14 protein-coding genes are annotated in these 23482 nt (G+C 59.6%); 8 read left to right on the top strand and 6 right to left on the bottom strand.

Annotation, left to right across the window (positions count from 1 at the left end; genetic code table 11):
* Positions 1-30 precede the first annotated feature (30 nt).
* Entirely contained in the window at positions 31-1128 is a 1098-nt protein-coding gene (locus ASG39_RS09785; protein ID WP_082477110.1) for a glycosyltransferase family 4 protein, read from the top strand.
* Between the two features lie 71 nt (positions 1129-1199).
* Here ASG39_RS09785 and ASG39_RS09780 read toward each other — a convergent pair whose 3' ends face one another.
* Positions 1200-2627, bottom strand: a complete 1428-nt coding sequence (locus tag ASG39_RS09780; RefSeq protein WP_062594785.1) for an SGNH/GDSL hydrolase family protein — start codon at positions 2625-2627, stop codon at positions 1200-1202.
* 440 nt (positions 2628-3067) lie between these two features.
* Between ASG39_RS09780 and ASG39_RS09770 the strand changes: the two genes are divergently transcribed.
* Together ASG39_RS09770 and ASG39_RS09765 are read left to right on the top strand one after the other, a co-directional pair.
* Positions 3068-4132, top strand: a complete 1065-nt coding sequence (locus tag ASG39_RS09770) for an acyltransferase (protein WP_062594783.1) — start codon at positions 3068-3070, stop codon at positions 4130-4132.
* Positions 4133-4280: 148 nt separating this feature from the next.
* The gene (locus ASG39_RS09765; RefSeq protein ID WP_062594782.1) at positions 4281-5438 is read left to right on the top strand and encodes an acyltransferase; all 1158 of its coding nucleotides are present in this window, start codon (positions 4281-4283) and stop codon (positions 5436-5438) included.
* Here ASG39_RS09765 and ASG39_RS09760 read toward each other — a convergent pair.
* Positions 5431-6669: a glycosyltransferase family 4 protein gene (locus tag ASG39_RS09760; RefSeq protein ID WP_062594781.1), complete on the bottom strand. Its 1239-nt coding sequence runs from the start codon at positions 6667-6669 to the stop codon at positions 5431-5433. The genes ASG39_RS09765 and ASG39_RS09760 overlap by 8 nt on opposite strands.
* A 299-nt stretch (positions 6670-6968) precedes the next feature.
* Here ASG39_RS09760 and ASG39_RS09755 point away from each other — a divergent pair, with 299 nt between their 5' ends.
* Positions 6969-8075 carry a glycosyltransferase family 1 protein gene (locus ASG39_RS09755; protein WP_062594780.1) on the top strand — a complete coding sequence of 369 codons (1107 nt, stop codon included), beginning with the start codon at positions 6969-6971 and terminating at the stop codon, positions 8073-8075.
* Positions 8076-8088: 13 nt separating this feature from the next.
* Entirely contained in the window at positions 8089-9348 is a 1260-nt protein-coding gene (locus ASG39_RS09750) for an oligosaccharide flippase family protein (RefSeq protein WP_082477108.1), read from the top strand.
* 201 nt (positions 9349-9549) lie between these two features.
* Here ASG39_RS09750 and ASG39_RS09745 read toward each other — a convergent pair whose 3' ends face one another.
* The 3 genes from ASG39_RS09745 to ASG39_RS09735 form a co-directional block, all read right to left on the bottom strand.
* Complete coding sequence (locus ASG39_RS09745; protein ID WP_062594778.1) at positions 9550-10095, bottom strand: serine acetyltransferase; 546 nt, start codon at positions 10093-10095, stop codon at positions 9550-9552.
* 88 nt (positions 10096-10183) lie between these two features.
* On the bottom strand, positions 10184-11497 hold the full coding sequence (locus ASG39_RS09740; protein ID WP_062594777.1) for a hypothetical protein: 1314 nt from the start codon (positions 11495-11497) through the stop codon (positions 10184-10186).
* Positions 11498-11607: 110 nt separating this feature from the next.
* Positions 11608-12654 (bottom strand): acyltransferase, encoded by a 1047-nt coding sequence (locus tag ASG39_RS09735; RefSeq protein ID WP_062594776.1) that lies wholly within the window; start codon positions 12652-12654, stop codon positions 11608-11610.
* 397 nt (positions 12655-13051) lie between these two features.
* Here ASG39_RS09735 and ASG39_RS09730 point away from each other — a divergent pair, with 397 nt between their 5' ends.
* Entirely contained in the window at positions 13052-15538 is a 2487-nt protein-coding gene (locus ASG39_RS09730) for a hypothetical protein (protein ID WP_062594775.1), read from the top strand.
* A gap of 249 nt (positions 15539-15787) precedes the next feature.
* A complete protein-coding gene (locus ASG39_RS09725) occupies positions 15788-19840 on the top strand; it encodes a hypothetical protein (RefSeq protein ID WP_062594774.1) in 4053 nt (1350 codons plus the stop codon).
* 136 nt (positions 19841-19976) lie between these two features.
* Here ASG39_RS09725 and ASG39_RS09720 read toward each other — a convergent pair whose 3' ends face one another.
* Positions 19977-20591 (bottom strand): serine acetyltransferase, encoded by a 615-nt coding sequence (locus ASG39_RS09720; protein ID WP_062594773.1) that lies wholly within the window; start codon positions 20589-20591, stop codon positions 19977-19979.
* Between the two features lie 497 nt (positions 20592-21088).
* On the opposite strand from ASG39_RS09720, the gene ASG39_RS09715 reads away from it, so the two are divergent.
* Entirely contained in the window at positions 21089-23308 is a 2220-nt protein-coding gene (locus tag ASG39_RS09715) for a polysaccharide biosynthesis tyrosine autokinase (protein ID WP_277995962.1), read from the top strand.
* The last annotated feature ends 174 nt before the right edge of the window (positions 23309-23482 follow it).

Genomic DNA, 23482 nt, shown 5'->3' with positions numbered 1-23482 from the left:
CCATTTTGGAGTTGAAAGAAACGTTTTTTTATGAAGATTTTGCACGTTTGTGAAACAATCATTGGAGGGACGGGATCATATCTTGCCGAACTCGTCCCTCATCAGGTCAAAAAATACGGCGTAGAGAATGTTTCTCTCCTAGTCCCTGAATCCCACTTAAAGTATATCGATCCAAAAATACTCTCGACCGGCATTGCGATTACGACATTCCGCCGGCCCAAGAGACTTTATGGCGCATTTTTGCTTGCGAGACGGTATCTTGAAGTATTGAAATCCGTGAAACCGGATATTGTTCATGCGCATTCATCGATCGCGGGTGCGGTGGTGCGCGTCGCACGGGCTTTTACCAAAGCCCGTCTTATTTTCTGTGCGCATGGCTGGTCTATGGACATGACCGGCAACCCGAGAACCCGTAAGCTTGCCGAACTTGTGGAGCGCGGCCTCGCCGTGTTTCCGGATCAGATCATCGTCATTTCCAGCCATGAACTCGGCCGGGCGCTCAAACTGGGCATCCCGTTCAATCGTCTCAGTCTCGTTCCGAACGGCATCGCCACGACCGCACCCGCCGTTGAACCGGCCGTCTGGAACGACGATCGGATCAAGGTTCTGTACGCGGGACGCTTCGATTATCAAAAAGGCGTAGATGTTCTGATCAAGGCCGTGAAGGGTCTCGAGGACAAGCTGAGCGTGCGCCTCGTGGGCGATGTCGCCGTCAGCCGGAATGTCCTGCCCGAGGCACTGCCCGACTGTATCGTCAAGCTGGGCTGGCTCAGCAGAGAAGACGTGACGGCCCAGATGAAGAGCTGCGACGTTCTCGTCGTCCCCTCGCGCTGGGAAGGCTTCGGCCTCGTGGCCATCGAAGCGATGCGGCTGTCGAAGCCGGTGATCGTTTCCGCCGTCGGCGGATTGCAGGAAATCGTCGATCACGGAAAATACGGCTATATCGTCGAAGCCGAGAATATCGAGCAGTTGCACGAGACGCTTCGGACCCTCGACAAGGCAAGTTTGAAAGAGATGGGCGCGATCGGATATCAGCGGTTCGCCTCGACCTACACGGCCGATCGCATGGTCCGGCAAATCGATGCCGTCTATGCCGGGAAGTCCTTGCCCGACACGGATGTCACGTAACGACGATCGGCGGTCGCCAAATGAGAAACAGGCCCCGATCCCATACGGTGGGATCGGGGCCTGTTCTATCGTCAGGCAACCAATGTCGAGATCACATTCAGCTGCGGCATATTGAGCCGCACCGTGCCGGTGCCCGGCGCGCCGCAGAGCAGGTTGAGCGCCCGGAAGCTGAGATAGGCGCGCGCGCTATAGGCGGGAACCTGGATCTGCTCCGTAGCATGCTCGAACGCGTAGCCTTCCGTCGAGGGCAGAAGTCCGCTGGCCAGATCGCCCAGCAGCGCGTGCGTGGTCAGGGTCGTATTGTTGCCGTTCAGCGTACCGTTCATGTCGAGGCTCGTCTGCACGGACGCAATGCCCGTCGATCCCGCTGCGACCGAGATCTTGGAAAACCCCTGCAGAACCGTGTCCGGCACCCAATAGTCGCCATTCGGACTGGTGCCCGCCAGATCCTGAGCGACCCGAACACCGCCGCCGGCCGTGGTCACATTGTAGGTGATGACGACGTCGTTGCCATTGCCGTCCGCATTCGGCTCGACACCCACCGTAAACGTCGTGGTCGTGTCGCCGCTCGCCCGGTTGAACAGCCATTCGCGCGGAACTGCCGACGTTCCCGCCGCGAGCGACCCGCCTGCCCCGAGGGTGCCGGCATTGCCGGTCGTCGCGTTGAAGAACGGGTTGTTCATCAGCTGCTGGCCGTTGACGCGCTGGTTCGAGCCATCGACGGAATTCCGGGGAAGAAGCCGCATGACCTCGCTCAGGATCCTCGCGAAGGCCTTGCCCACGAAGTAGGCGCCGGTCGTCGCCTCATGAACGATCGTCGCCTCGCCGAGCCGCATATAGCCCGTGCGGAAGACGAGGCTCGTCGGAGACGTGGCGGGATCGTGGAGAATGGCTGGAGCATCCAGGAGCCAGACGTTCTGACGCAGTTCCGCCAGGCGCCGCAGAGCCGCATTGTAAATGACGAGCTGCTTGATCTGCGCGGCCGTGCAGTTCGTCGCGCCGTGGCAAAGCACGACGATGACGCGCAAGCCCAGGGCCAGCGCCGCATCGACCTTCGTTTGCGTATCGGCAAAGGCCGATGCTCCGACGGTTGCCGCCGAAACGGTCAGGCCGCTGACGGCATGGGTGTAGGGTGCCTGGGCGATCGAGTTGACGCCTTCGCTGATGTAGAGGACCCCGGCATCGGTTGCGAGCGCCGCCGGGAGACGCGCCAGCGTCTGGTCGGTGCGCTCGCCCGAAACACCGAAATTGTAGGCGCGGGCGATGCGGTTGCCGGACAGTGCATTGCCGATGAAGAAGTGATTGTAGGTCGCACGGTTCCGGACCGTCGAGTCCAGGTGCATCTGCTGCACCGTGCTGTCGCCAAGGGCTGCGACGATATTGAAGGATCGCGGCGCAGCGATCTTGCCGATCGGCGCCCGGCCGAAAAGGCCTTGCGCGTCATGACCGAGGACATGCGTCAGGGTACGGATGTCGGAGAGTTCGATTTCACCAGCCATTATGATTTCTTTCCAATGAGAGCCATTCTGGACCCGCCAGGCAAAAGGCCCGACAGGTCCACGTCGCCACCCGACGTCACTTTCCCCTTCAGCTGGACGTATGCGGCGGCGGTGACAGCCAAGGCGGTCGAGGGCGCTGAGAGCGATATGCCGATACCTGTCCAGATCATGGGAACCTCGTTTCAGATGACGGGCCGACTATCCCACCGCAGAGGCATGCGGGGACAAAGCGGGAACGATTTTTCGACGAAGGACAATTATCCCCGGAAAAAAACGGCCATCGCCGCGCCCGTGACAAGCGCGTTCGTCAAGGGGAAACAACGATCTAAGCTGTGGGACGGATTGTAACCCGGTTCAGACCGCGTTAAAGTTGGCCAACCCGTATTCCCCGGCATGATGCTTCATGCCTGTGCCGCCTCCAAACCATGACAGGATTCGACATGGCTGCCCGATATGTCGTGAACGTGCAGATCCTGCGGTTCTGCGCGGCCATCCTGGTGGTTTTTGCGCATGTGGGTGTGGAGATCGAGAACAAGGCCCGCGCGACGGGTCAGGCGTTCACGATGTGGCATCCGCTCGATTGGGGGCTCGGTGTCGACATCTTCTTCGTGATCAGCGGTTTCATCATGTATTACCTGATGCATGATCGTTTCGGCGTGCCCGGCACCGCCAGACTGTTCCTGATGCGCCGCCTGATCCGGATCGTGCCGCTCTACTGGATCTGCACGACCTTGATGCTGGCCTCGATTCTCGCAGCGGGCAGCATGATCAACAATAACGGGATCGATCCCGTGCATATCGTTGCGTCCTACGCCTTCCTGCCATGGCCTCGAGCCGATGGCGAGCTGTTCCCCCTGCTGTCGCTCGGCTGGACTTTGAACTTCGAAATGTTCTTCTATTTCGTTTTCGCAGTCGCGCTTCTCCTGCCGAAACGTCTGGGCCTCGGCCTGCTCGTTGCTGCCTTCGCGCTGCTCATGATCGTCGCGCTCGCCGTTCCGCCGACCGTGTGGCCTCTCCGCTTCTGGGGCAATTCGATCATCGGGGAGTTCCTGCTCGGCATTCTTGTGGCCGCCCTGTTCCTGCGGAAGACACGGATCTCGCGGCCCGTCTCGGCCCTTCTCGTCGGCGTGGGCCTCATGCTTGCCGTCCTGTTTTTTCAGACCGGAAGCTACGAATACCTGCCACGATTGATCACCGGCGGCATTCCCGCGGTGCTGATCACGGCGGCCGTGGTGCTCGGCAATCCCGCGCCTGACGGTCGCGTCTCGCGCTTTCTGGCACTCGGCGGCGATGCGTCCTATGCGCTCTATCTCACGCATCCGTTCACGATCAAGATCTTTGCCGCCATCGGCGTCAAGGCCGGCCTGCCGCTGCATGCGCTTTACTGGTTGGGCATGTTGGCGACCATTGCCGGGTCGCTGGCCGTGCATCTCTGGGTCGAAAAGCCCATCGGGGCCGCGCTGAGCCGCCGTCTGAACGCCGGTCGGGCACGCGCTCCCGTATGACCCCGCGCTCCGGCACGGGCGTCCGGCATGCCAACACGCAATGGATGCGCGTCTTCTGACGACACTCTCTCGCTCTCGCTCGGCATTTTCATTGACGCTTATGTAGTTTCTTCTAAAACAGTGGCTCACGTTAAAACGGGGTGCCACGATGAGAGAAAAGCCGGTCAGGTTCGATGCGCTGGATTCCTGGCGTGGCATTGCCGCGTTGCTGGTTGCACTGTTTCATTTCCAGGCCGCAGGCTATTTCTACGCCGTCCCCTTCGTGCGGAACGGCAATCTGGCGGTTCCCTTTTTCTTCGTTCTCAGCGGCTTCGTCATCACGCATGCCTATCGCGCCAGCCTCGATGGCCCGCAGGAGGGCCTGCGGTTCATGATCCGACGGTTCGGCCGGCTCTATCCGCTGCACATCGTGACGCTGGGCATCCTCATCCTCTTGGAAACGGCGAAACTCTACCTGTCGTCGCGCGGGTATCACGGATCCGAAGCGCCCTTTGCCGGGACGAACGATGTCCCGTCGCTGGTCGCGAACATCTTTCTTCTGCAAGCCATCATTCCGTTTCCAGAACTGACCTGGAATGCTCCGAGTTGGTCGATCAGCACCGAGTTCTATACCTATCTGATCTTCGTCGCGGTCGTTCTCGGGTTTGGAACCTACCGCCAGTGGGGGGCCGTGATCATGTTCGCCGCGTCGGGCCTGCTGCTTTTCTGGCTCGATTATATCCAGACGACGCTGAATCTCGCATCGGGCCTCGGTCTGGTGCAGTGCGTTTTCGGCTTCTTCACCGGCAACCTGACCTACGACCTCTATCTTCGACTGCGGGACAAGCCCTACCTCAAGGGAACGGCACCGGAGCTCGTGGCAACGACGATCATGGTGCTGCTGTTCTGGTTCAAGCCCCGCTACGTCGCGGCCGACATCATTGCGTTCGGCGTGGCCATCCTGCTTTTTTCCTTCGAGCGGGGCCAGATTTCCCGGCTGCTGCGCGTGCGGCCGCTCCTGTTACTCGGTACGCTGTCCTACTCGATCTATCTGGTTCACTTCATCGTCTTCACGATCCTGTTCGCGGCGGCTCGGATCGCACAGGGGCGGCTCGGCATCGAACTCATCCGGTTCGACGGCCTTCATGACCGTCTGGATTTCGGCCCGGCCGGACTGATGGATCTTGTCGCCCTCGCCTATATCGGCGTGGTCCTCGTGTTCGCGACGATCACCTACCGCTTCGTGGAAGAGCCCGGCCGGCGATTCTTCAATCGGGTCTCCTCCGGTCTCACCACAGGAAGGGGCGCGTCCCCCTCGATCATTTGAGAGGCAAGACCGCTGCCGTGCCGGGCGAGTTCGATCGGCCCCGCAGGAGAGAGCTGTAGATCGACTGATAGTCGTCGACGACGTCGGAGAAAGCGCGTCGGGCATGACGCTTCTCAGCCAGGGCCTCGTGCGCCGCCACGACAAGCCGTGGCTCCGCGACGAGGCGGGATATGGCGGCGGACATGCCCTGCGGCGTCGCCTCCGCAATCCAGCCGGTCACCCCGTCTTCGATGATCTCGGGTATTCCGCCGAACGGCGTGCCGATGACGGGTCTGCCCGCCGCGAGAGCATCGACCAGGGCCAGCGACCCCGGCTCGTGCCAGATCGACGGCATGACGACCACCTGAACCTGCCGGTAGAAATCGGATGGCGATACGAAGCCCACGAAATCGACATCGGCTTCCGGCGCCAGAGCTTTCAGCGTTTCCTTCTCCGCGTCGGACACGCGGCCGGCCAGGAGCAGGCGCACGCTGCCCGGACGCAGACACGCAACGGCCTCCAGCAAAAGCCGGACACCCTTCTCCTCCGAGAAACGGCCGAGGTAGCCGATCGTCAGCGGCCCCGGGCCGTGCGTCAACTCGGAGAAGACGATGGCAGGGTTGGGCACGTTGCGGACGACATAGGTCGGCTTCGACCCGTCGAACACGCCATTCTCGCGGTGAATATCGAGGGTGCGCTGGCTGACGCTGACAACCGCATCGACGAGAGCCGTCCGGCGACGCCGGTTGTCCGACAGCACCCGACAGGATCCGCAGGTCGCCTGACAGGACGCGCCGGACTTGAAACGGGAGCATTTGGGACAGATGAGATAATAATCATGCATCGTGTGCAGGATCGGCAGCTCCAGCCGCTTGGCCATCCGCCAGACATCCGTGCTCAAGCCGTTCAATGTGTGCGAATGCAGCAGGTCTGGTGCAAAAGCGTCCAGAATGCGCTGGATCTCGCCGCTGGCATGGATCCTGTCATCGATCGCGTGCCAGGCAAGCCGGACGAGCGGATTCTTCCGCTCTTCGAAGGGTGGAAAGAGATTGCGCACCGGGATGAACTCCACGGTGACGCCGTTGACGTTTTCCGTCGAGCGCCTGCCCTTCAGCGATGCGCGCAACACGGTCACCGTGTCGCCACGCTGGACCAGCTCTTCCGCAAACTGGCGCACGAAGACTTCTGCACCGCCAAAGATCAGGGGATCGTCGGGTGTGGGATAAAGGGCATTGCAAATGGCGATCCGCACGATGTTCGATCAACCTTTTCATTGGCGCGAGGGCTTTTCCACACCTAGCTGGAAAACATTGTTTATCCAAGAGCGCCGCGCAGAGAGAGAAACGGGATCGATCGCGGTTTGCCCCGCGAGGCAAGCACGCAGACAGGAAAGAAGGTGTCCTTTTCGCCACGCCGGCCATTCAACGATTGCCGTGTCCAGCCGACATTGCGAGACTTGTTTGTGCGCCGCACAATTCCATGCCAACACAGGCGGACACTGTTTGCCTGCTTGCGGGCCTGCACCCGGTAGCCATAATGAATGATCGCGTGATGCCGTCTGGGACCCCACCCCACCAGATCCCGATTTATGTAAACGGTCGCTTCCTCGGACGTCCGCTTACGGGCGTCGAGCGTTTCGCGGGCGGGATCCTGCACGCGATCGACGACCTGCTGGACGACGAGCAGGCAAAGGCCTGGACGATCCTCGTGCCGAAAGGCGTTTCGCTCGATCAGGGTTTTCGGAAGATCGCGGTCAAAACCGCTGGGCGGTTGACGGGCCATGCCTGGGAACAGATCGACCTCCTCGCTGCCAGCCGCGACGGCATTCTCGTCAACCCCTGCAATTCGGCACCGGTTCTGCACGGACGGCAGTTGACCGTCATCCATGACGCGCTGGTCTACCGCTTCCCCCAGGGTTTTTCCCGCTCATATCGCCTTCTCCACCAGACGCTGGGCCGCCTGCTGGCGCGCCGCTCGCGTCTCGCGACGGTCTCGGATTTCTCCCGAAAAGAACTGTCCGACGTCCTGAAGGTGCCGGTCGAGACGATTTCGGTCATCTCGAATGCGGTGGATCACATGGTCGACGTGACGGCAGACGAGACCGTCCTCGATCGGCTGGGACTGAGGGATCGCCGGTATTTTCTCTTCATCGGTTCCCCTGCCCCGAACAAGAATCTGGCACGGGCGATCCAGGCTTTCGGCGCGCTTGACCGCAGCGACGTCTCCTTCGTTCTGGTCGGAAAAGCAGCAAAAGCGTTTTCCAAAGGCGAAGCGACCGTACGCCCGGCCCATCTCCTCGAAACCGGGAGATTGTCGGACGCCGAGATCCTCTCGCTCTACGCGCATGCGCAGGCTCTCGTGTTTCCAAGCCTCTACGAGGGCTTCGGCATTCCGCCGCTCGAGGCGATGCGCGAGAACTGTCCTGTCCTCGCCTCCGATATTCCCGTTCTGCGGGAGGTCTGCGGCGATGCCGCTGCCTATTTCGACCCGCTGGACACCGGCTCGATGTCCCGCGCGATGCTCGCCGTCCTGGACGGCCAGGCCGACCTCCAGGCTTTGCGACAAGCGGGACGATTGCGATCGGCAGAGTTTTCGTGGAAGAACAGCGCGACCGAGCTGCTGCGTGTGGTGACGACCATCGCGTCGTCGTCCAGATGAAAGATCACTGCTGATGCGCCACTTTCGTAAATTGTCGAGCTTGATCAACCTGACATTTCGGGGCTCGACGCTGGTCTTTCGGTTCCTGCTGTCCTTTTACATCATCAAGTACCTCGGCTTCGAGGCAACCGGCATTTACGGTCTGGCGCTCGGAGCGATCGGCATTCTGCCGGCGATGCTCGGATGGGGTCTGAACTATCGGACATCTCGCGAAGTCATCGGCCGGGATGCAGCCTTCGCTGCCGCCATCGTCAAAAACCGGTTGTTCGTCACGACGGTCACGCTGGTCCTCGCCACCATCATCGGTGTGATCGTGGCCTTTGCGATGGGGTACCAGATCACGTTCCTCTACGGACTGATCATCGCCCTTATCTGGCTTGAGACCTACGGGCTCGACATTCATATGCCGCTGATCGGACAGAGCATGGCGACGGAAGCCAATCTGCTGGTTTTCGTCCGCTCGGCCCTCTGGGTGCCGGTCGTTGTCGGTCTCGGCGTCGCATTTCCCGTCTTCCGGACGCTGGAGGCTGTCTTCATCGGCTGGATCGCCAGCTACGTGCTTGCGGCGGCACTGCTCGCCTATCTGCTGCGCAGCTGGCCGCTTCGCCAGACGGCGGCAACACCCGTCGATTTCGGCTGGATCAAGGAGCGGCTGCGCCACTCCTGGCACATTTACATCAGCGATCTCAGCATCGTCGGCTTGATCTATGCCGACCGCTACATCGTGAACTATATGCTGAACCTCACGCTCACCGGCATCTATACGTTCTTCTGGTCGCTGACCAATGCGCTGCAGACGCTGATGCAGACCGCCGTGGTCCAACTCGCCCTGCCGGTCCTGTTCCAGGCCCGGCAAAAGGGCTCGATTGCGGAGTGGAAGCAGGTTTTCCGCAAGCAGATCGTCAAGACCGCCATCATCGCGACCGTTCTTGCCGCCGGCGTTCTCGGCGGAAGCGAATTGCTGATCCGCTTCCTGTCGATGACGGAAATCAGCGAACATCGTGGACTGTTCATCCTGCTGCTGCTCGCAGCCATCGTGCGCTCGTGCTCCGACCTGCTCAATGTCGGCCTGACCAGCCTGAACAAGGACAGCCACTACGCAACGATCAACATGTTTGGCGTCTGCCTGTCGGTCACGATGACGGCCGCCATGATTTCCTGGCTGGGCTTCAATGGAACCGGCGTCGCCGCGCTGATCACGGCCTTGGTCGTGACGGGGATCCGAGGCGCCTATCTCCTGAGCTTTTCCCGTCAGGCCGATACCGCGCCCTGAGGGCCGCGCACGGCAATACGTGCCCGCCCCGCGCGGAGGACGGGACCGACCGATCTGAGAGGCGGACTTGAAAAGTCGCGACAGGACGCCCCGGGCTCTTACGGAGAGTTGGGCGTCGCGGAGCGTTGGGCGTCGCGTCGATGGGGCGCATCTCCACCCGAAGCGGAATCGCTTCGGCGTCGGTCACTGCGGTAAAACGCTCTAAACCGGCAGGGCGACCGCATTTTCCGGTTGGCCCACCCGCAGGACCTTTGCCGACGTACCGACCACCACGCCGTCCGCCGGCACGCTTTTCAACACGACGGATCCCGCACCGACGATGGCGCGGTCGCCGAGCGTGAGAGGGCCGATGACGAGGGAATTGGGGTAGAGGACACATCCGGCGCCAATGACCGGATACTGCGGAGACGCCGTCTTGCCGATCGTCACCGACTGGTAGATCGTGGTTCCCGGACCGATCCTGGCACCCGAACCGATGACGATACCCGTGGGATGCGGGAGGAAGAGCCCTGGAGCGATATCACTGTCGAGATTGATATGACACGCCGAACGGCCAACGTTCCAACGCCAGACGAGAAGCCCCAGCCGACGCCGGACCACGCCGCCCTGCCGCAATTTGCAGGCGACACGATGCAGGAATATGGCCGAGAATCCGGGATTGAAAATGAAGGTCGGGAGGAGCTTGAGCATGTTCGCATGACTGGCGTTTGCCCGCATATCAGCTTTGACGACATCCCAAAATTTCATCACGTCTCCTTTTCCAGAACTCTCATTTCGACGGGCGAATTCGGATCCGGATGACATGTATGTAAGGCAGAACGGAGGCTGGGCGAATTCAACCAGGTTGCGCGGCGATCGTCTGCAGGCCCGGATTGCCCTCAGGGGCTCGCTTCAGAGAGCGGATCGACGAGCGACGGACGGAGACCCGCCCGAAGACCTCGCTGATGGCGTAGCCATAGAGGAGCGTCGCATAGGACGGGCCGTACAGCTGCACGGTGACCGAATATACGTTCCAAAGCATGAGGATCGACAGCTTGATCGGGTCCCGCATCACGGGAACTTTGGCAACCAGAAGAGCGACGAACAGGAGAAACGGATACCCCATCATCAGGAACGTCGTCATGTAGAAGTTATCGAGCGGCAGGTTGTATTTCGCCAAGTCGGTGTAGGACATGGGGTAGCTGTAGCAGCCGATTCCGCATCCCGTGAACATGCCGCCGGGAAACAGTTCGGAAACCCAGATGAATGGTCCGTTCCACGTGTTGTTGATACGGTCTGCGAGGCTTTCCAGCTTCGGGTCGATGGCGCCGAGATCGACCCCCCCGAGCGTGATCATGAGGATTGGAGGAACGATCAGGCATATGAACGACAACTGCGTGAAGGTGCGGATGACGCGAACCCGGTAGTCTCGGGGAATGACGTTCATGTAAAGGTAGAGAACGGCGTAGATCGAAAAGAGACCGATCGCGGTCTTGCTGTTGGTGAGATAGAGCGCCGTGACGATCAAGGGCCAGCAGGCGACATTGAAGATGATCCCGCGATAAGGGGAGACCAGCAAGTACGTGAACAACGTCATGAAGCCGGCCATGGTGCTGTCGCCAGCAAAACCGCCATACCGTGGTACACCACCCGTCCACCAGAGCTTGGACGCTTCTCTGGCCCCGCCGAACGTCTCCAGAACTTGACCGACCCAAGGATATTCCACGTACGGATTGAGAATGATGCCGATAGAAGAGGTGAAAAAAACAATAACTAGTACAATTTGAAGCCAGCGGATATCGGTGACAGTTCTCTTGTAAAAACAAAAACCGACGAACATCGGTATGAACATCTTGATCGAAGAAAATAGAGTAAAAAGCGTATCGTTCATAAAAATTGTGCTGATATAGACGGACCAGCAGAACGATATGATGAAAAATATACCGACCGGATTTCTTTCTTTGAAAATCTGCAGATACGAGAAAATCAGGACGCAGCCGAATGCCATGATATCGGGGATGAACCACAATATGCTGAGATTGACCATTTGCAGATAGTAGCGAGCTGAACCTGTGTAACCATCCCGCAGGCAGAAAAGCAGAAAGGCTATAACACAATAATTGAAGATATATCTTTCAAGACGCTCGTGCTTCTGCTCGTCGTTTACCATGAAACTCTCATCCGAAATTTTTGTCTCGCGTCGTCATGGCGCACGAATGCGCATATCATAAGACACGTGACATGAACAGCGATCCGGCTGTCCAGCGATAAGACCCAATTTCACACGGCTTCCGCAACGGGCGGTCTTCTCCACATCGATGAAGCCATGGCAATCGCCGGTTTTTCCAGCCAGCGGTGAAAGGCCCATGCAGCACAGTAACAAGTAACAATGATGATCAGGAAGCACAGATAAGGATTCAACTCTATCTTTCCCGACAGTCGCTTATTCAGCTTCAACAGCATCGAGATGAGTGGGTAATGGATCAGGTAAAGAGCGTAGGAAGACGCGCCGGCTGCGTCCATCCACGCAACAGGCCTGTTGAGGCGCTTAAGCGCTGCCAAACCGTAGATGATACCGCTCGCCCCTGCTCCGAACATGAGGATGGATAGATCCGCATCGAGCGGCATCTTGAGACTGAGGGCGTAGCTCGCCGCGAACACCGTCAATCCAGCGGCAAGAACAGGCACGCCTGCAGGCAAATCCCCGCGCAAGTACACCCAAGCAATGCCCATTCCGGACAGGAACAGGAGGTGATTGGGGCTGAGCAGAAACTCGATCAGCCAATGCTGGTCCGAGAAGACTGCGACGGCAGATCCCACGACAGCCCACGCGAGCAGGATAGCAAGACCCAAGCGACGATCCCAAAGAAACAACGCAAAAAGAAGATAGAAAAGAATCTCATGGCGGAGCGTCCATTCGGTTCCGAGGATCACCTCGTTCTGCACGGGCAGTATCAAGAATGCACCGACGACATCGTAGGTCGTGGGAATAGTCGCACCGATACCGGCTACCAACATCACCGTCAGCGGCAGAAGCACGATCCACAAAGGCGGGTAAATCCTGCGGAAACGCTTGAACGCAAACATGGAGAGAACATTCCAGTCTCTTTCGCGGTCACGACTATGCGCGAGGAAAACGACAAAACCACTCAAGACAAAGAAAAGCTGAACGCCGGTGTGCCCCGACTTGAAAAATGGAAGCACACCAAAGCCGAAATATGTCGGGAGAGCCATGGTGATCTCGCAGTGATAGCCAACCACAAGAAACGCGGCGATGGCCCGAACCCAGTTGAGTTGCGATAGCTTTTCGTTGCTTGAAATCGTCATTTTTTATTCATCCCCGTGGGATCTACGAACGAAACTGCCGTTCTCTGAAAAGGCTGGGAACGTTGGAAATCTCGGCATTCGGTTCAGCGGCACGTGATCCATGCCCGTCCAGATCCGCAGTCGTTCGTCACGTTCCCGCAGGCGCCAAGCTGGCGGCGCGGCTGAGCATCACGTCGTGGCACAGCGTAATCGACCTCTTACCCGATCGCCCCTTGATTTAGAAGTGCCTAAATAATACAACGCTTATGCCTGCCTAAATTAATAGATTCTCAGGTATAAGTCCATCCGGAATTTTGGAGAATATTTTATGCCGTCATCTGTTTCTGTTTCAGCAAAGTCAGCCAATTCAAGTACATTTATTAACTCTATTGGTATAAATACTAACGGCGGCTACTATATGGACGCCTATAAGAACTCCAGCCAGACGATTTCGAGCCTCAAATACCTTGGCATCGATACGGTGCGGGATTCTCTGGCCGCCTATGGCGAAGCCAAGCCGGTGCTCGACGCCATGGCGGCTGCCGGCATCAAGTTCGACTTCCTGACCTCGGGCGGCCTGGTTGCCGGAGGCGCGAACAGCCTCTCAGCCTACGTCGAAGTCCTACAAGCGTTTCAGGCGGCGCATCCGGGCAGCATCATTTCCGTCGAGGGTTTGAACGAGGCCAATATCCCTGGCGCCTATATCGGCGCCTTTACGATGGAAGCGGCGGCCGCTTTCCAGAGGGCGCTCTACACGGCAGTCAAAGGCGCAACCGGCCTCAGCGACGTCGCCGTTCTCAACCTCAGCATCAGCCATGACAGCCTGGAAGCCTACACTGCGCTGGGCGATCTCGGGCAATATTCCGACTATGCCAACGCCCATGCCTATCCCAACACGGGCTCGGTCATCGACAGGAGCATGCAGAATTCGATGGATCTCGCAGGCGCGGCTTCCAGGGGTGATCCGATCATCATCACCGAAACGGGTTACACCACCTACACACCGGCCAGAGGCATCGGCGCGAGCGAAACGGCACAGGCCAAGCTGATCCTCAACAACCTGCTCAACGCCTACGACAACGGCTCGCAGCAGACTTACATCTATACTCTGTTCGATACGCCTTCGAGCGCTTTCCGGGGGCCCATGGAAGTGCAGTTCGGCGTCTTCCATGCCGATGGCAGCCCGAAACTCGCCGCCAGCGCGATCCACAATTTCACCACCATCCTGACAGCCGGCGACGACGGTTCGGCAGCGCCCGGAACCACCATCAATTACAGCCTGAGCAACGCGCCGTCCGAAACCCATGCGATAGCGATGCTGAAGTCCGGCGGCGTCTACGATCTCGTGGTCTGGACCGACAAGATCGTCTGGAACGCAACGACCGGGGAAGACATCGTCACGGCTGCCACCGAGGTGACCGTCGATCTGGGCAAGGTCGAGGCGCTGGTCTATGTCTATGATCCGCTGACAGGCCTCGAGCCGATCGCCGTCTACCGCAATGTTCAGTCGATCAAGATCCCGCTCAGCGACCACGCGCTGATCATCGAGGTCGGCGCCAGCGGTCCGGTGACGGAGCCGGTGACGACCGTTGCGCCCAACCTGACGATGACGGCGGCCGAGCTGGTCGCCAGGATCGATACACTTGCCGGCGCCACCGGCCTCCAGTCGATCGCGCTGTCGGACAGCGCCGTTCTCAAGGTCTCTTCCATCGAGACGATGAAGCACATGATCGCGACCTACGGCGCCCTTCTGTCGAAAGTGCAGGGCGACGTCACCTTCTCGGTCAGCTTCGAACAGCAGACCTGGCGAAAGGTCCAGACCTTCGACGAGGCGGGCAATCTTCTGACCCGGACCGAATACGGCCTGTCGAGCGGCACGGTGGTCAGCGAAAACAAGATCTTCGCCGATGGCGGCTTCGAATACACGGCCTTCGGCATCAAGGGCAAAAGCTACGTCACCGAAACGCAGGTCGTGAACGCCGGGGGCAAACTGATCGACCTCATCCGCAAGCATGCCGACGGAACGCTCGACTTCCGCCAGACCGTCAACGCCGACGGCAGCAAGGTGTATCTCTCCTACGATGCCAAGGGCGCGCTGGTGAGTGACGTGACGGTCGGGGTCAATGGATCGCGCTTGGCTCTGACCTACGACCCGGCGACGTCGAAACTTACGCAGAGCAAAATCGAGTACAGCGACGGAACGTTCGACGTCAAAAATTTCGTCAATGGTGTCCTCGCCAACGAGACGATCAAGCATGCGGACGGAACCATCGACTACACGAGTTTCAACAAGACCGGATTGTCCTATACGACCGAACACCAGATCATCGGCGCAGCCGGCAACATCCTGCTGATCGAGCGTCTGCATGCGGACGGAACCTTTGATTACAAGGAAGTCCGCCATCTCGATGGCTCAAAGGAAATCTCGTCCTACGATGCCGCGGGCAAGATCTCGACCCATGTCACGCTGGCGAGTGACGGCTCCCGCACGGTCGAGACGTTTCTGAAGGATGGCACCGGCAACGTCCGCACCGACGCCTATGACAGCGCCGTCAAGCTGTTGCTGGCGGATATCCGCCATCAGGACGGCTCGCACGCGATTACGGTCGCTGCAAACGAGCAGACCTTCCATGGCGGCACCGGCAACGACACGATTCAGTTCGGCAACACGATCAAGGGCGTCTTCGACTTTGACGGCGGCAACGACACACTCTCGAGCTTTAACGTCACGCCGGGCACGCAGGACCGGATCCTTCTCGACGCCAACTGGGCGACGGCGATGAGCGACCTGCACCTACAGCAAAGCGGCAACGACACCGTCATCTCCTTCGATAACGGCCACAGCATTACACTCCTCGGCATTTCCGTCGGCAGCGTGGGCGCCGGAAACTTCCTGTTCGTCTGAGGAACAGACATGTGAACGCGCCGGGCGATGGCCGGATACCGGTCGCAAAGGGTCAACGGTACGGGCTTTGGAGGAGCCCGACCGATATCGCCGCCGCGATCGAAGGCGATTTTTCGCAACATGCCGAAGGGGTTTCCCGATGGACCGATGGCGAATCGTCCGATCGATAAAAGTTGAACTATCCGCCTAAACCTTTCTTTCTGGCGGTCGGGTACCGTCTCCTCAAACGACGATGGAGACAGTCCCAACATGGCATCCACCCCGATCATCACCACGAAAACCGTCAGCGCCAACGCCTTTGTCGGCTCCATTGGCATCAATACCAGCGGCGGCTATTATATGGATGCCTACAAGAACTCCAGCCAGACCATATCGAGCCTCAAATATCTCGGCATCGATACGGTGCGGGATTCTCTGTCCGCCTATGGCCAGGCCAAGCCGGTTCTCGACGCCATGGCGGCTGCCGGCATCAAGTTCGACTTCATGACGCCGGGCGAGCTCGTCGCCCGCGGTTCGGCCGGGCTTGCAGCCTATGTCGATGTCCTCAAGGCGTTTCAGGCGGCGCATCCGGGCAGCATCATTTCCGTCGAGGGACTGAACGAAGCCAATATCGCCGGCGCGCATATCGGCGCCTTCACGATGGAAGCGGCAGCCGCCTTCCAGAAAGCGCTCTACACGGCGGTCAAGGGCGCATCCGGCCTCAGCGACGTCGCGGTTCTCAACCTCAGCATCAGCCATGACAGCCTGGAAGCCTACAAGGCGCTGGGCGATCTCGGCAAATATTCCGACTACGCCAATGCCCATGCCTATCCGCACACGGGCTCGGTCATCGACGATAGCATGCAGAATTCGATGGATCTGGCGGGCGGAGCCTCCAAGGGCGATCCGATCGTCGTCACCGAAACGGGTTACACCACCTACACAGGGGCCGGCGGCATCGGCGCGAGCGAAACGGCACAGGCCAAGCTGATCCTCAACAACCTGCTCAACGCCTACGAGAACGGGTCGCAGCAGACCTATATCTACATGCTGTTCGACGTGCCGTCGGCTGCCTTCCGGGGCCTGAAGGAAGTCGAGTTCGGCGTCTTCAATGCCGATGGCAGCCCGAAGCTCGCCGCCAACGCGATCCACAATTTCACCACCATTCTTCAGTCCGGCGACGACGGTTCGGCAGCGGCCGGGACCACCATCAACTACAGCCTGAGCAACGCGCCGTCCGAAACCCATGCGATGGCGATGCAGAAGTCCGGCGGCGTCTACGATATCGTGGTCTGGACGGACAAGATCGTCTGGAACGAAACCACGGGCAAGGACGTCGTCACGCCCACGACCGACGTCACGGTCAATCTGGGCAAGGTCGAGGCGCTGGTCTACGTCTATGATCCGCTGAAGGGCATCGAGCCGATCGCCGTCTACCGCAATGTCCAGTCGATCAAGATCCCGCTCAGCGACCACGCGCTGATCATCGAGGTCGGCGCCAAGGGTCCGGTGACGGAGCCGGTGACGACCGTTGCGCCCAACCTGACGATGACGGCGGCCGAGCTGGTTGCCAGCATCGATACGCTTGCCGTTTCCAACGGGCTCCAGTCGATCACGCTGTCGGACAGCGCCGTTCTCAAGGTGTCGTCGCTCGAGACGATGAAGCATATGGTCGCCACCTACGGCGCCGTCCTGTCGAAGGTGAAAGGCGACTTTACCTTCTCGGTCAGCTTCGAACAGCAGACCTGGCGAAAGGTCCAGACCTTCGACGAGGCGGGCAAGCTTCTGACCCGGACCGACTATGGCCTTTCGGGCGGCAAGGTGGTCAGCGAATGCAAGGTGGCCGCCGACGGCGGCTTTGAGTACACCGCTTTCGGCGTGAAAGGGAAAAGCTTCACCGTCGAAACGCAGGTGGTCAACGCAAAAGGCCAGATCGTCGATCTCATCCGGAAGCATGCCGACAACACGATGGACTCCCGCGAAACGCTGAACGCAGACGGCACGAAGAAGTACCTCTACTTCGACGCAAAGGGCGTGCTGCGCGACGATGTCACGACCGGGACCGATGGTTCCAAGGTCTCCCTCAGTTATGATACGGCCACGGGGAAACTTGCCCGAAACATCGTGCTCGACAAGGACGGCAGCCTGACCACGACCACCTACAAGGCCGGCATCAAATCCAAAGTCGAGTCCGTGACGAAAGCCGGCGTCAAGGAAGTCGTCACCTTCGACACGGCCACCGGCAAAATGCTGACGGACTCGATCAAGAACGTCGATGGAAGCTCGGTGATCAAGGTTTACGTCAACGGTGCCCTCTCCGCCCAGTATGATCTGAACCGCGACGGTAGCCAGAAGAACTGGCTCTACGACATCAAGGGCCGGAACTGGACGAGCGAAATCCAGGTGACCGACACGAAGGGTAAAGTGATCGATCTCATCCGCAAGCATGCCGACGGGACGCTCGACTCCCGCGAAACGCTGAACGCTGACGGCACCAAGAAGTATCTGTACTATGATGCCAAGGGTGTTCTCCGCGACGACGTCACCGTCGGCGCCAATGGTTCGAACGTCACGCTCAGCTACGATACCGCGACAGGCAAGATCGCCCGCAACATCACGTTGGACAAGGATGGCAACCTCGTCACGACCAAGTACATTGCCGGCATCAAGTCCACTGTCGAGACCACGCTTAAATCCGGCTTGCGGGAAACGGTCACCTTCGACACGGCCACCGGCAAGATGGTGACGGACGCGATCAAGAACGTCGATGGAAGCTCCGTGCTCAAGGTCTTCGTCAATGGCATCCAGTCGGCCATGTACGAACGGGGTCCCGACGGAAGCCAGACCAACACGCTTTCCAACATCGCCGGCAAGTCCTGGACGACGGAAATCCAGGTCGTCAATCCGAAGGGCCAGATCGTCGATCTCATCCGCAAGCATGCGGACGGGACGTTCGACTCCCGCGAAACGCTCGGCGCGGACGGTACCAAGAAATATCTGTACTACGACGCCAAGGGCGTGCTGCGCGACGATGTGACGGTTGCAACCGACGGTTCGCGGGTTACCCTGAACTACGATACGGCGACGAAGATGATCGCCTATAACTTCACGCTCGACAAGGACGGCAACCTGACCACGACAGGCTACAAGGCCGGTATCAAGGCCACGGTCGATACCGTCCTGAAGTCGGGATGGAAGGAAACCGTCACGTTCGACACCAAGACCGGAAAGATGCTCACGGACTCGGTCCGGAATGTCGATGGCAGCTCCGTCGTCAAGGTCTATGTCAACGGCGCCCTGTCCGCCCAGTACGAGGTGAACCGCGACGGAAGTCAGACCAACACGCTGTCCAACATCACAGGCAAGTCCTGGACGACGGAAATCCAGGTCGTCAATGCGAAGGGCCAGATCGTCGATCTTATCCGCAAGCATGCCGATGGAACGTTCGATTCCCGCGAGACAGTCAATTCCGACGGCACCAAGGACTATCTCTACTACAATGCGAAGGGCGTGTTGCTGAACGACGTGACGGTTGGCACCAACGGCTCGCGCACCACCCTGACCTATGATGCAGCGACATCGAAACTCGCACAGAGCATGATCGAGAACGGTGACGGCACCCTGGAGGTCAAGAAATTCGTCAATGGCGTCCTGACCAACCAGACCGTCAAGAATGCAGACGGAACCATCGATTATACGAGTTTCAACAAGACCGGACTGTCCTACACGACCGAGCATCAGACCATCGACAAGGGCGGGAACATCCTGCTGATCGAGCGCCTGCATGCGGATGGGTCCTATGACTACAAGGAGGTTCGCCACCTCGACGGCTCCAAGGAGATCTCGTCCTACGATGCCGCAGGCCAGATCTCGACCCGCGTCTCACTGGCCGCCGACGCGTCCCGCACGGTCGAAACCTTCCTGAAGGACGGGACGGGCAATGTGCGCACCGACGCCTACGACAGTGCCATCAAATTGCTGCTGGCGGATATCCGCCACCAGGACGGCTCGCACGCCCTCACCGTCTACGCGAACGGGCAGTCGTTCCATGGTGGCGCCGGCAACGATACCATCCAGTTCCGTGACACGATCAAGGGCAACTTTGCGTTCGACGGCGGCCGCGACACGCTGACCAGCTTCAACGTGACGGCGGGCTCGCAGGACCAGATCGTCCTGGACGATCACTGGGCGGCGTCCATGGCAGACCTGCACATGAGCCAGAGCGGCAAGGATACCGTCATTTCCTTCGACAACGGCCACAGCATCACGCTCGAAGGCATCGCCGTCGGGAGTGTGACCTCCGGCAACTTCCTGTTCGTCTGAGCGGCGGCGACACGAGGACGCGGCGGGTAATCCCTGGCACGGGGCCCTGCCCGCACCACTTCGGCGTCACGGTATCGTGGCGCCGGGGCGGCGTCTCCTGCCGGTCTTCCGTCCGTCGGCTCAACTATCCGTCGGCTCAACTATCCAGGGGCTGCTGTGGCAAGGTTGCGGGCAGTGCCTGCGCCGCGACCTCATCCACGGCCTGCTCGGCCTTCTTGATCAGGATTCTGGCGGGAACCCCGATGGCCGTCGCACCGTCCGGCACATCCTTCAGGACGACGGAGTTGGCGCCGACCAGGGAATTTCTGCCAAGCGTAATAGCGCCCAGAACAGCGGCGCCGGCGAAGATCTTCGCCCGGTCTCCCACGACCGCATCCCGCAGGCTCGCAGGCGACGTCCGGCCGATCGTCACGTTCTGCAGGATCGTGACATTCCGCCCGATCTCCGCTGCGCCGATGACGATGCCGAACGGATGCGGCGTGTAGAGACCGCCGCCGACCTTGGCCGCCATGGCCAGTTCGGAACTGAAGCACAGGCATGTCGCCCACCACAGAATACGGCGAAGCAAGCGGCCGATCAGCGGGATCCGCACGACGATTTCCTGAAGGCGTCTCGAAAAGACGAACTGAAATCCGGGGGTCAGGAGGAACATGCGCAAGGCGAAGCCTGCCGTGACCCCGCGCTTTTCGCCCTCCGCGAAGATGCGCAAGTCGGCCTTTATCTTCTGGAATGGCGTTTCATGAGCATCCATCAAGGGTCTCCACACGGCTCGCGTTCGGTTTTGACGTCGCGGTACGACGTGTCGGACAATACAACGGTCATTCGGGAATGTGATGTGACCACCGACCCGATGATATTATGCAGTTTGCAGTGCAACATAAACCTGATATCAAATCCGCAGGACGTTTCAAGCGGGGATGGACTTATTCTGGACACGCCAGACGTTCAGCGATAGGCCGCGGCCCTCGCACAGAGACACTGAATTTAGAGAATGCTAGCACCTGATGGAATGAGCTGCTTTTTGTAGGCCTCCAGGGCTTGGAAAAGCCATAAACTGTCTTATTCCCGGGTTAGTGTGATTTGTTACGGCCAGCAATCTGGCTTCGGTTTCCCCCGGCTTGGCGCGGTAGCTCCGTTTCCGATGCCCGGATCGGGAAACGACAGCAACGAGGTACGACATTGCAAGTCCACAATAGTGATTTCGTCGGGCATTTCCAGAACGAGAAGACCGGCGGCAATCAGTTCGATGTGCTCGATATCGAATGGATGCTGGGCATTGCCCGGCGCCAATGGCGCGTGGTCGCCGCTGCCGCGTTTTTGGCTGCGCTTGCAGGCTTGCTCTATGTCATGACGGCTGTGCCGCTTTACACGGCCGACATCAGCGTTCTTCTCGACGCCGAGAAGAACCAGTTGGTCGAAGAGCTTTCGATGTCGGGCGCCGGCCTCGAGGATGAAACGGCGCTCCTCAGCCAGATCGAAGTCCTGACGTCGGAGACGATCGGCCTTGCTGTCGTCGACAAGCTGAAACTGGGCGAAGATCCGATCTTCATGGCCGAGCCACGCTCGATCCTCGGCACGGTTCTGGCCCCCGTCCGCGCCTTGATGAATATCCCGAAGTGGTTCGCCTCCAATCAGGTCGAAGACGACGCCCAGGCGCGACGCGCTCAGGCACAGCTGATTCTCTCCCGCAACATGTCGGTCGACCGGGTGGGCAAAACCTATGTGCTGCGTATCGGCTATACCTCTCCCTCGCCGCAGATGGCCGCGAGGATCGCCAACGCGATCGGCGACGCCTATGTCGTCGACAAGCTGAACTCCAAATACGAGTCGACCCGCCGCGCCAGCGCCTGGCTTCAGGAGCGTATCGTCGAACTTCGCCAGAAGGCGCTGGAGACCGACCTTGCCGTTCAGAAGTTCCGCACCGCGAACGGACTGGTCTCCACGGGCTCCCAGCTGGTTTCCGATCAGCAGCTCTCCGAGCTCAACACCGCGCTGATCACCGCCCAGGCCGAAACGGCCAAGGCCAGGGCACGTCTCGACCGTATCCAGAGCATCGTCTCCTCCGGCCAGTCCGACGCCATCGTGACGGACGTGCTCGACAGCTCGGTCTCGACGGAACTGCGCAAGAAATATCTGGACTCGGCCAAGCTCGAAGGCGAGATTTCCAAGAAGCTCGGTCCCAACCACGTCCAGGCCGTCCGTCTTCGTGCCGAGATGGCGGAATACAAGCGTTTGATGTTTGAAGAAGTGAACCGCATCGCCGAGAGCTATCGAAGCGAGGTCGACGTGGCAGCCGCGCGCGAGAAGAGCCTGCAGGACAGCGTGTCCAAGGCGACCAATATCAGCGCGACGGCCAATGAGACCCAGGTGCAGCTGCGCGAACTTGAACGGGAATCCGACACGTATCGCACCTTGTACCAGACTTTCCTGCAGCGCTATCAGGAAGCCGTCCAGCAGCAGTCCTTCCCCGTGACGGAAGCGCGCATCATTTCCAGCGCCTCTGCGCCGGAGAAGGCAAGCTTTCCTCGCAAGCCATTGGTTCTCGCGCTCTTCGTCGTCATGGGTGCGGCAGCAGGCACGGGTGTCGGCGCCTTCCGCGAATTCCGCGATCGGTTCTTCCGCACGGGGGATCAGGTGCGCGATATTCTGAAACAGGAATATCTCGGCGCAGCGCCGCTCGTGATCGAGTCGAAGCAGCCGCGCAACGCACTGCAGGTCGGCGAGGTCAATCCCAGGCTGATCAACAAGCAGAGTTCAATTTCGGACTATGTCCTCGACAATCCCCTCTCCGCTTTCGCCGAAACGTTGCGGAGCGCGAAAATCGCTGCGGATCTGTCGATCCTGAGCAACAAATGCAAGGTCATCGGGATCGTGTCGACCCTGCCGGGAGAAGGCAAGTCCACCGTATCGACGAATTTTGCCGAGCTTCTGGCGAGCCAGGGCAACCGGACGGTGCTGATCGACGCCGACCTTCGAAACCCGGGAACGACCCGCATGCTGGCCCGTCATGCCCAGGCTGGCATTCTGGAGATCCTTCTGGACGACAAGGCCCCTCAGGACGTCCTGCTGTCGAACCCGCGGACCAAGCTTGCGTTCCTTCCGGCCGTCATTAAGCATCGCGTGCCCCATTCCTCGGAGTTGCTGATCTCGCCGGCGATGCGCGGCCTCATCGCGAAACTGTCCCAGCATTTCGACTACATCATCGTCGATCTTCCGCCGATCGGACCGGTCGTCGATGCCCGCGCCATGGCCAGCACGATCATCGACGGCTTCATCTATGTGGTGGAATGGGGCCAGACCGCGCGTCGGGTCGTTCGTCATACGTTGAACACCGAGCCGCAAATCGCCTCGAAATGCCTCGGCGTGATCCTCAACAAGGTCGATAACGAAAAGATGAAGCTCTACCGCTCCTACGGATCGAGCGAGTATTATCATTCGCGCTATTCGCAGTACTATCAGGAAGGCTGACCGAGCGTCCGCACCCACACCGGAGGCGCTCGAAGCCCCTCCGGTGGTGCTTGGTCGGTATCGACCTTATGTCCCTCCGTCCTTGCAGGTTTCCGAAGCTCGAACGTTCGTGAGCCCATCGTTTATCGTCGATCGGGCAGACCTGCGGACACCGGCTCCCACGTCTCCCGGACC

The sequence above is a fragment of the Rhizobium sp. Leaf371 genome (assembly GCF_001424045.1).
GTDB lineage: Bacteria > Pseudomonadota > Alphaproteobacteria > Rhizobiales > Rhizobiaceae > Ferranicluibacter.
Note: the sequence above shows the minus strand (reverse complement) of the source record. Positions and strands in the feature narration are given on the sequence as shown.

Bases quoted from the DNA above. Each gene is read 5' to 3' on its own strand.
- ASG39_RS09785 (WP_082477110.1), top strand. From the start codon at position 31: ATGAAGATTTTGCACGTTTGTGAAACAATCATTGGAGGGACGGGATCA.
- ASG39_RS09780 (WP_062594785.1), bottom strand. From the start codon at position 2,627: ATGGCTGGTGAAATCGAACTCTCCGACATCCGTACCCTGACGCATGTC.
- ASG39_RS09770 (WP_062594783.1), top strand. From the start codon at position 3,068: ATGGCTGCCCGATATGTCGTGAACGTGCAGATCCTGCGGTTCTGCGCG.
- ASG39_RS09765 (WP_062594782.1), top strand. From the start codon at position 4,281: ATGAGAGAAAAGCCGGTCAGGTTCGATGCGCTGGATTCCTGGCGTGGC.
- ASG39_RS09755 (WP_062594780.1), top strand. From the start codon at position 6,969: ATGCCGTCTGGGACCCCACCCCACCAGATCCCGATTTATGTAAACGGT.
- ASG39_RS09750 (WP_082477108.1), top strand. From the start codon at position 8,089: ATGCGCCACTTTCGTAAATTGTCGAGCTTGATCAACCTGACATTTCGG.
- ASG39_RS09745 (WP_062594778.1), bottom strand. From the start codon at position 10,095: ATGAAATTTTGGGATGTCGTCAAAGCTGATATGCGGGCAAACGCCAGT.
- ASG39_RS09740 (WP_062594777.1), bottom strand. From the start codon at position 11,497: ATGGTAAACGACGAGCAGAAGCACGAGCGTCTTGAAAGATATATCTTC.
- ASG39_RS09735 (WP_062594776.1), bottom strand. From the start codon at position 12,654: ATGACGATTTCAAGCAACGAAAAGCTATCGCAACTCAACTGGGTTCGG.
- ASG39_RS09730 (WP_062594775.1), top strand. From the start codon at position 13,052: ATGGACGCCTATAAGAACTCCAGCCAGACGATTTCGAGCCTCAAATAC.
- ASG39_RS09725 (WP_062594774.1), top strand. From the start codon at position 15,788: ATGGCATCCACCCCGATCATCACCACGAAAACCGTCAGCGCCAACGCC.
- ASG39_RS09720 (WP_062594773.1), bottom strand. From the start codon at position 20,591: ATGGATGCTCATGAAACGCCATTCCAGAAGATAAAGGCCGACTTGCGC.